This is a genomic window from Bradyrhizobium zhengyangense (genome assembly GCF_022012555.1).
Lineage (GTDB): Bacteria > Pseudomonadota > Alphaproteobacteria > Rhizobiales > Xanthobacteraceae > Bradyrhizobium > Bradyrhizobium zhengyangense.
Genome location: NZ_JAKLTZ010000051.1, coordinates 1 through 10273, shown reverse-complemented (window position 1 = coordinate 10273; position 10273 = coordinate 1). Strand labels below are relative to the sequence as shown.

At 61.8% G+C, this 10273-nt stretch carries 15 protein-coding genes; 12 read left to right on the top strand and 3 right to left on the bottom strand.

Annotated elements, in window-relative coordinates:
- Window positions 1-430: 430 nt before the first annotated feature.
- Window positions 431-640, bottom strand: coding sequence for a hypothetical protein (locus tag L6639_RS42570; RefSeq protein WP_237867316.1), 210 nt, complete (start codon window positions 638-640; stop codon window positions 431-433).
- A 133-nt stretch (window positions 641-773) separates the two neighbouring features.
- Between L6639_RS42570 and L6639_RS42565 the strand changes: the two genes are divergently transcribed.
- The 12 genes from L6639_RS42565 to L6639_RS42510 all read left to right on the top strand — a co-directional run bounded on the left by L6639_RS42565 (window position 774) and on the right by L6639_RS42510 (window position 9540).
- Window positions 774-965, top strand: a complete 192-nt coding sequence (locus L6639_RS42565; RefSeq protein WP_237867315.1) for a hypothetical protein — start codon at window positions 774-776, stop codon at window positions 963-965.
- A gap of 154 nt (window positions 966-1119) precedes the next feature.
- A complete protein-coding gene (locus L6639_RS42560) occupies window positions 1120-1461 on the top strand; it encodes a response regulator (protein ID WP_338076583.1) in 342 nt (113 codons plus the stop codon).
- Window positions 1462-1495: 34 nt separating this feature from the next.
- A complete protein-coding gene (locus tag L6639_RS42555) occupies window positions 1496-1702 on the top strand; it encodes a response regulator (RefSeq protein ID WP_237867314.1) in 207 nt (68 codons plus the stop codon).
- Window positions 1703-2154: 452 nt separating this feature from the next.
- Window positions 2155-3078 (top strand): non-homologous end joining protein Ku, encoded by a 924-nt coding sequence (gene ku, locus L6639_RS42550; RefSeq protein WP_237867313.1) that lies wholly within the window; start codon window positions 2155-2157, stop codon window positions 3076-3078.
- Window positions 3078-3851, top strand: coding sequence for an SDR family NAD(P)-dependent oxidoreductase (locus L6639_RS42545; protein ID WP_237867311.1), 774 nt, complete (start codon window positions 3078-3080; stop codon window positions 3849-3851). Before ku ends, L6639_RS42545 begins: the two co-directional genes overlap by 1 nt.
- Before the next feature lie 580 nt (window positions 3852-4431).
- Window positions 4432-5064, top strand: coding sequence for a DUF1326 domain-containing protein (locus L6639_RS42540; protein WP_237867310.1), 633 nt, complete (start codon window positions 4432-4434; stop codon window positions 5062-5064).
- Window positions 5065-5117: 53 nt separating this feature from the next.
- A complete protein-coding gene (locus tag L6639_RS42535) occupies window positions 5118-5897 on the top strand; it encodes a DUF2182 domain-containing protein (RefSeq protein WP_237867309.1) in 780 nt (259 codons plus the stop codon).
- Window positions 5898-6698: 801 nt separating this feature from the next.
- Window positions 6699-7019 carry a nucleotidyltransferase domain-containing protein gene (locus tag L6639_RS43010; RefSeq protein WP_237867308.1) on the top strand — a complete coding sequence of 107 codons (321 nt, stop codon included), beginning with the start codon at window positions 6699-6701 and terminating at the stop codon, window positions 7017-7019.
- The gene (locus tag L6639_RS42525) at window positions 7016-7228 is read left to right on the top strand and encodes a hypothetical protein (protein WP_237867307.1); all 213 of its coding nucleotides are present in this window, start codon (window positions 7016-7018) and stop codon (window positions 7226-7228) included. The genes L6639_RS43010 and L6639_RS42525 overlap by 4 nt, the downstream gene beginning before the upstream one ends.
- The gene (locus tag L6639_RS42520; protein ID WP_338076582.1) at window positions 7186-7434 is read left to right on the top strand and encodes a ribonuclease toxin HepT-like protein; all 249 of its coding nucleotides are present in this window, start codon (window positions 7186-7188) and stop codon (window positions 7432-7434) included. The genes L6639_RS42525 and L6639_RS42520 overlap by 43 nt, the downstream gene beginning before the upstream one ends.
- Before the next feature lie 461 nt (window positions 7435-7895).
- Window positions 7896-8210: a hypothetical protein gene (locus L6639_RS42515; RefSeq protein WP_237867305.1), complete on the top strand. Its 315-nt coding sequence runs from the start codon at window positions 7896-7898 to the stop codon at window positions 8208-8210.
- Entirely contained in the window at window positions 8203-9540 is a 1338-nt protein-coding gene (locus L6639_RS42510) for an adenylate/guanylate cyclase domain-containing protein (RefSeq protein WP_011090734.1), read from the top strand. Before L6639_RS42515 ends, L6639_RS42510 begins: the two co-directional genes overlap by 8 nt.
- Before the next feature lie 37 nt (window positions 9541-9577).
- On the opposite strand, the gene L6639_RS42505 is transcribed toward L6639_RS42510, so the two are convergent.
- Both L6639_RS42505 and L6639_RS42500 read right to left on the bottom strand, forming a co-directional pair.
- Window positions 9578-9865, bottom strand: a complete 288-nt coding sequence (locus tag L6639_RS42505) for a DUF1330 domain-containing protein (protein WP_237867304.1) — start codon at window positions 9863-9865, stop codon at window positions 9578-9580.
- 154 nt (window positions 9866-10019) lie between these two features.
- Window positions 10020-10273 (bottom strand): hypothetical protein (locus L6639_RS42500; protein WP_237867302.1); only part of this gene is annotated, 254 nt, incomplete at its 5' end.

Genomic DNA, 10273 nt, shown 5'->3' with positions numbered 1-10273 from the left:
AACTTCGTATGATCGGCACTTGCAATGCAGACGCCCGCTCTGCATCCAGGCACCAATGCCTCCACTCGGCCGCACAAAGTGGCAATCTGCGAGTCGAGCGGATCAGTCATATCTGAAGAAGAATTCTTTGGCATCATTCGATCCACTACCCCAGCTTATGCGGATAGGTCGCTCAGCGGTATGCTTTCTCCGCATGGACGCTCTCCTCATCAATCTAGGAACTCGCAAAGCCTTTCTTGGTTCAGGCGGCATCGAAGTGGGGGTCAATAGCCAGCCGGTGGCCAGCCTAAGGTCCTAGCGTAAGTTGCAGCATCACAACGCAAGCGCCGGCGAGGAGGCAGGAAAGAGCTTCAAGGGTCCAATCCGGCCGAGAGCTCCGCGAGACCAAGCGTACGATGCATTTCAGCGTCTTTCTCACCAGCGGGCCTCTTCAATCGTCGTCGGGTGGAAGCCGCTCGAGATAGGTTAGCCCGGAGCGCGCGAGTTGATCGGTGTCGCTCTGCTGCGCCTGCAAACGGCGCTGCAGGTGTCGCTCGAGCAGGCCTCGCCGGGCGTCCGCCGGATCGACGTCGTCGTGCATGCTCAGGTACAGCGCCCACGCGGTATCGAGTGCCCGCCTCAGTGTGCCGTCTTCCGACATCGACAAACCTCCAGCACGGCCGGATTCTTCGGAGCCAACTCTCCCTGGCTACCGATGTTTCCTTTTTTCCCGGTGTCGGCGCATTGGGAACGTCATGCCATCTTCCAGGATTGGTTTGCGCTGGAGCACAAACATGAACAGCCCCGATCATGACTCTCTGTTTCGCGCGATCGTCGACGCGCGAAGAATTCTCGCCGAGGACGGGCCAGGCCCGCCGGATCCCGGAGAGACCTTGCGCCGGCTCCGGGCTGTCCTCGACGGCGAGGAATTGGTGCATGCGCTCGACCGCCTGAATCGTCAGTCGGTGTCGCGGCTCGGACGCTGAGCGGCTCCGCCGGCGCGAGGTCGGCGACTGATGTTCTCTGGCTATATCTTCTTAGCTTGCGGAACAAAGTTCCACCGTCCAGATTTGTACCGAGTTCGATTCCGGGTATCCGAGCCCTGACGCGCAAGGGGGCACATTGGACCAGCCGTCCATCTTGGTCGTCGAGGACGACTATCAGTTGCAGGAGATCATCGAGGACGCCCTCGGCGAGGGCAGATTCTTCGTCAACACCGTGGCGACCGCGGAGGAAGCCCTGACGCTTTTCACCGGCAATCCCGGCGCGCACCGCGCCCTGGTCACCGACATCAACCTTCGCGGCCGGCTGAGCGGATGGGATGCGGCGCGGCGGGTCAGGGAGATCGTGCCCGACCTGCCGGTGATCTACATGACCGGAGCGGCCGGCGATCAATGGCCCTCGCAGGCGTGCCCGGCTCGATCCTTCTGGCGAAACCGTTCGCGCCGGCGCGACACGTCACGGCGGTGTCTGAATTGCTGACCGTACGGGATGCGCACTTCGCGGGAGGCCCGCGGTGACATCCGCATCGATCCTGCTCGTCGAGGACGAGGCCCTTATCCGGATGATGGTCGCCGAAATGGTCGAGGAGCTCGGCCACCGTGTGACGGCCGAAGCGGGGACTCTGGAGGCGGCCATTGCAACGGCCCGGGACAGCGCGTTCGACGTGGCGTTGCTCGACGTCAATTTGGGAGGCCTGAGGCGGCTTACTGCCGTTCGATGATGTTGGGCGATAGGTTATCGTCGGCTTTGGGCAAGCCCTCGTCGTCTATCCGCTCCTTTAGATCGGCGGCCCTCTCGATAAATCCAGCCGCGACCGCTGGATCGGAACTCGTCTTGGCGAGCTTGAGTAGCGTGGCTGCTACTTCCCGGGTGTTCTTCGTGACCACGACATTCCCTAACAAATATCAAGTGCAGGGAAGAGTCTGGAACACCTGCATGAGTTCCTTGGAACTGTACAAAAGTGTACTTAGTGGATTAGGCCACCAACAAATCAAACTAGGCCTCTGAGGTCGGAAGCAGGCCAACGCCAAGAATTCCTACAGAACAGATCGCGAAAGCTCGATGGCCCCTATGGCGGAGGGGGAAATCGGCCTCCCGGCCGCCCCCGATGTCGGAACGAGGCTGCCTCGTTCGTCTTGAATCCAAGCCATTCCCAACCGGAGTTCTGCGTACATGGCCCCCCGCGCCAACTGGAAAGGCTTCCTACGTCTGTCCCTGGTGACCTGTCCGGTCGCGCTCTACCCGGCCACCTCCGAGAGCGAGAAGATCTCGTTCAACCAGCTCAACCGGCAGACCGGACACCGCATCAAGTACCTGAAGGTCGACGCCGACACCGGCGACGAGGTGTCCAACGAGGACATCGTCAAGGGCTACGAGCTCGAGAAGGGGCAGTACATCGAGGTCACCAAGGAGGAGCTCGAGGAGATCGCGCTGGAATCCACGCGCACCATCGAGATCGACGAGTTCGTCGACAGGGCCGACATCGATCCGCGCTACCTGATCAGGCCGTACTACATTCGGCCAGACGGCAAGGTCGGCCACGACGCCTTCGCGGTGATCCGCGAGACCATCCGCGAGATGGACAAGGTCGCGATCGGCCGCGTCGTGCTGACCAACCGCGAGCACATCATCGCGGTCGAGCCGATGGACAAGGGGCTCGTCGGCACCCTGCTGCGCTACCCCTACGAAGTGCGCTCGGAGCAGGAGTATTTTGACGAAATCCAGGACGTGAAGGTCACCAAAGACATGCTCGACCTCGCCAGGCACATCGTGAACCAGAAGGCCGGCCGGTTCGAACCCGAGAAGTTCGAGGACCACTATGAGACCGCGCTCATCGACCTCATCAACCAGAAGCGCGCCGGCAAGCCGATCACGCCGAAGTCTAAGCCCGCGGCGACCAACGTCGTCGATCTGATGGAGGCGCTGCGCCGGTCCGTCGGGAAGGAGGCCGCGTCAGCGAAAGCCGGCAAGCCTGCCAAGAAGGGGCGCAAGGCATCGGCCGGGCAGAAGGAAATGCTGATGCCGATCGAGGGCAAGAAGCCGAAGGAAACGGCGGCGAAGAAGCCGACAGCCAAGCCGCAGCGGAAATCGGCCTGATGGCACTTGTCTTCATCACCGGCAGCACGGACGGGCTGGGTCGCGCGGCGGCCGAGCCGCTTCTCGGCGGCGGCCACCGAGTGGTGCTGCACGCCCGATCGGCGGATCGCGCGGCCGGCATCGGCGATCTCGGGTCGCGGGCTACAGGAGTTGTGGTCGGCGATCTCCGTAGCGCGATAGAAACCAGAGGCATCGCGGATCAGGTCAACGCCATCGGCCGCATGGATGCGATCATCCACAACGCGGGCGTCTATGCGCAGCAAAGTCGCGGCTCGACACCTGAGGGGCACGCCGGTGTCCTCGCGATCAACACGCTGGCACCCTACATGCTGACGGCGCTGATCGAGCGCCCCCGTCGACTGGTGTACCTCAGTAGCGGCCTGCATCGCGGCGGCGAGGGCTCCCTCGCCGACCTCGACTGGACGAAGCGCACCTGGGATCCCGCGAAGGCCTATGCCGAGAGCAAGCTTCACGCTGTGGCGTTGGCTTTCGCACTGGCACGCCGCTGGCCAAATGTCCTGAGCAACGCCGTCGATCCCGGCTGGGTGCGCACGAAGATGGGCGGGCCCAGCGCGCCGGTCGACATCGAGACCGGGCAGCGAACCCAGGCATGGCTGGCCGTAAGCGATGATCCGGCAGCCAGGGTGAGCGGCCGGTACTGGCATCACCTCCAGCAGGAGCAGCCGGCGCGCGAAGCCGCCGATCCTGAATTCCAGGATCAGCTCATCACCAGACTGGGCGAGATGACTGGCGTCGCGCTTCCTCGGGATTAGGGATCAAGGCCGGCCCTCGAACGTCCGAGCGCGGTCCTCCGGATTCGTACGGCTCCCGCCGCCATCTGTCGTTTACGCACTGTTGGTACGATATCTACCGCATGGGCAGCGACTTCGATCCTCGAAAAATAGGCTGAGGCGGCGATGAAGGAGGCCGTCAACGCCGTTTCGAACGGCAGCGCTGGATCAGCGTCGCGCAGGCCTGGCTCGAGCTCGCTCGCCCGGCAGAGGGGTAGGTACCGCTATGGACGAGAGAAGGGCACAAACGTTCATTATGGCAGCCGCCTTGACCTTGCTCCCAAGTTTTAGCCCGTTTTGAGTTCGCCCTCGCCGTTGGATTTGCCCGGTTACGAGCGAGGGGAGTTGGCGCTGAGCCTTCGGCATAGCGCAGCGCCAGATCCCGGCGTTGGTGACTACCTTGCAGCCGTGCGCGGGAGCTCCCGGCCCGGATTTGGCTGCAAACAAACATTCGCTGTACGTTAGCCCCGCCCCTGCTATGCTTATACTATTGGGACCGAATTGCAGTCTCGAATAGAAAAAAGAAGCGGCTGCCGCGTCCTCCTCATACTGGAGATGTACCATGGCTGCGTCCGATTGGCGTCTCGAAGGCGAATGGATCAAGAACTGCAATTGCGCATTCGGGTGTCCCTGCGATTTTAACGCCCCGCCGACCCATGGATCCTGCCAGGGGCTCGTCGCCATGCGGATCACCAAGGGGCATTTTGAGGGCACCAGGCTCGATGGCCTTTGCTTTGCGGCCGTCGTCGATTTTCCAGGCGCGCTACACGAAGGCAACGGCAAGATGCAGCCCATCGTCGATGAGCGGGCGACGCCGCAGCAGCGTGAAGCCCTTTTCAATATTCTGTCGGGCAAGCATTCAGCAGAAGGGACGATGTTCCACATCTTCAGCATGATCGTGACCACCATTCACGATCCAGTCTTCGTTCCCTTCGAATTCTCCTTCGACAAGAACGGGCGCGTCGCGAAGCTTGTCGCCAAGGGCGTGCTCGAAACCAGTGTCGAACCGATCAAGAATCCGGTCACGGGCGCCCCGCACCGGATTCAGGTAATGATGCCCGATGGCTTCGAACACCGGGGCGCCGAGGTCGCCTCTGCCGACATCCATTCCACTGGCGAAATCAAGTTCGACACCAAGGGCACGCACTCTTCTCTCGCCAATGTGACGCAGACGCCGCAGGGTGTCGCGGCCTGATGGTGCGTTGAAGCCGGACCAATAATCGGCTGTATCCTCGGTCGAGAGCATCCATGACCGCGCACCTGGCGCTTGAACGCCTGCTGCACCGCGAACGCCTCATCGTAGCGATCGGCACCGCAACGGTGGCGGCGCTCGCCTGGGTGTATCTCGCCAGCGGCGCCGGCATGGATACCGACATGATGACCGAGATGCCGGACATGGCGCCGATGCCATGGACGCCGGTCTCTGCCGCACTGCTGTTCGTCATGTGGTGGGTAATGATGATCGCGATGATGGTGCCGAGCGCGGCTCCTACCGTGCTGCTGTACGCTGCCGTCAAGCGCGGCAAGGATGATGCATCCGGCCCTGTGCTGGAAGGTTGGATGTTTCTTTCCGGATACCTTCTGATATGGGCGGGCTTCAGCCTCATGGCCGTTCTCGCGCAGGGGGTGCTCGAGCACTTCGGACTGCTATCGATGGCGATGGCCAGCACCAGCCGTGCCTTAGGCGGCATCATCTTGCTCGCGGCGGGACTATATCAGTTCACCCCGCTCAAGCGCGCCTGCCTTCGTTACTGTCAAAGCCCGCTCCTGTTCCTCAGCAGCTTCTGGCGGGCGGGCGCCGCAGGGGCGCTTCGCATGGGAACGAGGCATGGCACTTACTGCGTAGGCTGCTGCTGGTTTCTGATGGCGCTCCTGTTCGTCAGTGGTGTGATGAACTTCGTCTGGATCATAGGCATTGCGCTCTATGTCGCTTGCGAGAAAATGCTGCCGTTCGGCGGCAGGCTCAGCCATTTCGCCGGGGTGGCCCTCATCCTGTCGGGCGCGTTCCTGCTTGCGCGCGCAGCGTGAAGTCAGAGAGAGAGCGCATCGGCCCCGGGTCGCTGGTCAGTCAGGCCCGGCGCCACACCTGTCAGAGCGGAGACGCGGTTGACGAAGACGGGTTTGAAGTCGCTTTTAGTCAGGCGAGGAAGCTGTAGCGGCTCCGATCTTTCGTGTCCCCAGACCGATGCTGATTTCTTTTGCAGCAGCAAAAGCTTTCAGCTTCTGAATTCGGAGACCAATCTGTAACGCAATTCGCCAACCCTCACGGGGGCCGCTGACTACGCTGCTCGACTACCGGCTTTTAAGAACGTGGTGTGAGTGATGGATACTGTCGTCCCCCAGCTCCCGACAGAGTTTCGACCTGGGCGTTTAGACTTTGCGCAAGCGCCTTCACGATGCCGCTGCCAAGTCCAGTTTTAGCTCGCGCAAAAACGCCATCCTGTCTGCCAACTCCATTGTCGCCGACCGAAAACTCCCAATCTGTGCCATTGACTTCATACTTAATGATGATCTGTCCCTCTGTATCGACTTGGCTGGATTCGACTGAGACGGGTGGTAGTCCTGACCAGCGACCAAGCGCCCCCGTGGGCAACGCTCCACCGCAGGTCCTGGTCAAGGAGCAGACGATCGAGGACGCAAGATCCGCGAAAAGAGCGTGTCACCGCAGTGGTCGAGGAGTTGCTGCAGCGAGGGTTGGATAAAGCCTACATGCCGAAAGGATGAAGCATCGTTTACCTCTCCGACTTCGCGCCCTTTTCTGTTGCCGACAAAATGTCTATATTTCTCAGCGATATCCGGTTTGATTGGGAACAGTCTGTGCCAGGCGTCGTGACCGTTGCCGAGAGAAAGTCCCGCGAGACCGCCAGACGGCGGGCCGCGGCAGATCTCGTCATGTCCGAAATGAGGACCTTCGGCGCCGCGCGGGGCGGAAGGTTTCTGATCTTCGGCTCCGCTGCAGAAGACCGGATGAAGTTCGACAGCGACCTCGACGTCGTCGTCGACTTCCCCGCCGACATGGAATCGGAAGCCGTCGAATTCGTGGAAGACGCCTGCCGAAAGCAGGGCCTCCCGGCGGACATCCATCTCAAATCCAGATCGAGCAGCCGTTTTCTGGACCGCATCCGGAGTCATATGGTGCAGGTGCCATGAGCGACGCCAGGTGGACGGACGTCGACAAGGACATCGACTACGCGCTGATGCATCTCGGCATGGCAATCCGCCTATTCGAGGCCGCAGGCTTCGACGCGCCCGGCCTCGATGGCTACAGGAATTCGAGCGCGTTCATGCACGCGATGGGGAGAGCGCCAGGCCGGCATTGTTCGACGCCGAAACGCGCCGAGATCTTCTCGAGTGCCTGAGGATGCGGCATCGCGTCAGGCATGCCGAATACGACGAATTCATCCCGAACAAGGCCGAGCCATCGATCGAGGCGGCGCGCCGGGTCGTATCCCGCATCAGGGAAGTCGTCGCGCGTTTCAAGAGCCAGGTCGATCCCGATCCGAACGACGAAAACGACGGTGGGGATGGATCTGGAGGGAGCGCCTCGGGTGGGCCGCCGATCTAGCCTCTGAGGCGAGCGACGGGATCGATGCAGCAGGAAGTCATCGCCGGAGCCGCCAGGGACGATCGCATCTTCATCTGAAGGCTGCGTGCGCATCCTTGCGATGTAGTGCGAGCACTACGCTGGCAACTCGCCCATTGCGGGCCAACTACGCCTCCGTTTGCGGGCCAACTTGGCCGCTGTGCGGGCGAACTATGGGTCGGTTTGCGGGACTGGGGCCGGACAATGTCAAAGAGGCTATCCGGCCGGTACAACCTGCCGGCGTGGACTCAAAAACGAAGACCGACAGCGAGGGCACACACTCGAAAGACCTGGTGAAGGTCCAAGCTTTCAATCGCGCCGCGAAGAACGGCTGATCGCTCTTATCCAAACTGGGCGAGCTGACGGGCGTGGTACTTCCCGAGCCATAGGATCACGGCCCCGGTTTCTGCAGCGGCCCCGGATTCCTACGGTGCCATCGACGCGTGATCGTTTACGATCTGCGATTATATTTCCGCCCGATGGAGACCGAGTACGACCCCGAGCATGAGGCAGTTGCGGCGATGAAGCTCGCCGCTGAAGCCGATGGAGCCGAACGGCAGAGATGGATCAACGCTGCGCTGGCGTGGATTGAACTCACTCGCCTGCGGGCGTCCGGCCGCGAGCGCAGCGGGGCGGAAGAGACGGTCTACTCACTTGCCAGCGATCCCGCCTCGGATGCGCGCGCCCCAGTTGATCTCATCCACGATCTGACCAATACTCAGTCCCCGCAACGTCATAGCGGGGCTGGCCATGGCTGAACTTGCATTGCCCGAGACGCAATATGCGCAGAGCGGCGATTTCAGCATCGCTTACCAGGTCATGGGCAGCGGCCCTGTCGACATCATCCTGGTCCCTGGCATCATCTCGCATATCGATTACCAGCATGAGCTGCCCGGCTACACGCAAATCCTCCGCCGGATGGCCCGGTTCTCGAGGGTCGTCACTTTCGACAAGAGAGGACAAGGCCTGTCCGACAGGCTTGCCGATGTGCCTTCGCTCGAGGACCGCATCGACGACGTCCGGGCGGTGATGGACGCAATCGGATCGCGGCGGGCCGTGTTGGTCGGTTTCTCCGAGGGCGCTTCCATGAGCGTTCTGTTCGCGACGACCTATCCAGATCGCGTCTCCCACCTGGTTCTTTTCGGCGGCCTTGCCCGCATCGCCGACCTGTTTCCGCCGAGCTTTTCCCCAGCAGAGGCCGATGAAAGGCTGGCGAACCTCGTCAAGCGCTGGGGCAGCGGAAGCTTTCTCGCGAACGTATTCGCGAGCGAGGCCTCCAATCCGGACGCGGCCGCGCGCATTGCGAAGTTCGAAAAGCTGGCGTGCAGTCCGGGCGCCATCAGGTCCTACATAATTTCCAATCGCCGGATAGACGTGAATGCCATCCTTCCGTGTGTCCGCGCCCCGACCTTGATCCTGCATCGGGCGACCGACGCCCAAGTGCCGGTAGCGCTGGGCCGTAAGATGGCGGCGGGGATACCCGGGGCGAAGTACATCGAGTATCCGTCCGGAGATCACGCATTCTGGACCGGGGACACCGAGACCCTGGTCGGCGACATCGAGGAATTCGTGACCGGCCATCGCCAGGCGGGCGACACCGATCTCGAGCGCATTCTCGCGACCGTCATGTTCACCGACATCGTCGACTCCACGCGGCAGGCGGCCGAAATAGGCGACCAGCGGTGGCGGGGCCGCCTCGACGAGCACGACGCGCTTGCGCGTCAGTTCATCGACCGGCATCGAGGCAATCTGGTGAAGACCACCGGGGACGGCGTGCTCGCCACCTTCGACGGGCCCGGTCGTGCGATCCGGTGCGCGCTGTCGTTCAGCAGTGCCGCCCGTCAGATCGGCTTGCCGGTACGCGCTGGTCTGCATACTGGCGAGATCGAGATGCGGGGCAGCGACATTGGGGGCATCGCCGTCCACGCGGCGGCCCGCGTCATGTCGCAATCCGCGCCAGACGAGGTGCTGGTTTCGCGTGTTGTGACCGATCTCGTCGCGGGCGCGGGACTGCGGTTCAGCGAGCGCGGCTCGTACGAATTGAAGGGGCTGCCGGGCAAATGGGATCTGTTCGCGGCCACCGGTTAGCCTCTGCGCCCGCCACCAGCCACCTGTCGTCCACGGATCAGGCGCCGGGAAATGCCCAGATGTTCATGGTGGCTATACCCTCGCGCAGCTTCTTGATCGGAACATAGTCCGGCGAATTCCAGAAGGCGTGGATGGCCTCCATGTCGGGAAACTCGAACATGACGACGGGGCGCTGATCGTGTTCGCCTTCCAGCACCTCCACCTTCGCTCGTCTGGCTGCAAGCTTTCCGCCAAAGCTGGCTATGAACGGCACGACGGCCTGCACGTATTTCTGGTACTGCGCCTCGTCCTTGATGGTGTTTTGGACAATGAAATAGGCGGGCATAATCAACCTCTCGCGGCAATGATCTGAGAGCAGAAGACGTGCAGCCTAATCTAGCATGCTTTCTTGGGGCTCGTTCCGCTGCGCCGGCGACATATATTGGGTAGATGCCGCCTCCCACCAAAATCCGACTCGACTTATTTGTTCATGTTATGTTCTAATTGAGCATGACCGACCCTCCCGCCTCCTGGCGCATGCCAACCAGAAAGCAAATGGAAATGATGGCCCGCCACGTCGGCAGGAACGCGCCTCCATGGCCTGAACCGGGCCAAAACGATGACCTGCCCCCTGAATGCTGATTCCGCTCGATGTCGCCCACCATTCCGGAATGATGTCGCCCACCGTTCCGATTTGATGTCGCCCACCATTCCGAGATGATCTCGCCCACCATTCCGGGATGATGTCGCCCGG

Bases quoted from the DNA above. Each gene is read 5' to 3' on its own strand.
- L6639_RS42525 (WP_237867307.1), top strand. From the start codon at position 7,016: ATGAGCGACGCCAGGTGGACGGACGTCGACAAGGACATCGACTACGCG.
- L6639_RS42565 (WP_237867315.1), top strand. From the start codon at position 774: ATGAACAGCCCCGATCATGACTCTCTGTTTCGCGCGATCGTCGACGCG.
- L6639_RS42535 (WP_237867309.1), top strand. From the start codon at position 5,118: ATGACCGCGCACCTGGCGCTTGAACGCCTGCTGCACCGCGAACGCCTC.
- ku (WP_237867313.1), top strand. From the start codon at position 2,155: ATGGCCCCCCGCGCCAACTGGAAAGGCTTCCTACGTCTGTCCCTGGTG.
- L6639_RS42505 (WP_237867304.1), bottom strand. From the start codon at position 9,865: ATGCCCGCCTATTTCATTGTCCAAAACACCATCAAGGACGAGGCGCAG.
- L6639_RS42570 (WP_237867316.1), bottom strand. From the start codon at position 640: ATGTCGGAAGACGGCACACTGAGGCGGGCACTCGATACCGCGTGGGCG.
- L6639_RS42545 (WP_237867311.1), top strand. From the start codon at position 3,078: ATGGCACTTGTCTTCATCACCGGCAGCACGGACGGGCTGGGTCGCGCG.
- L6639_RS42510 (WP_011090734.1), top strand. From the start codon at position 8,203: ATGGCTGAACTTGCATTGCCCGAGACGCAATATGCGCAGAGCGGCGAT.
- L6639_RS42540 (WP_237867310.1), top strand. From the start codon at position 4,432: ATGGCTGCGTCCGATTGGCGTCTCGAAGGCGAATGGATCAAGAACTGC.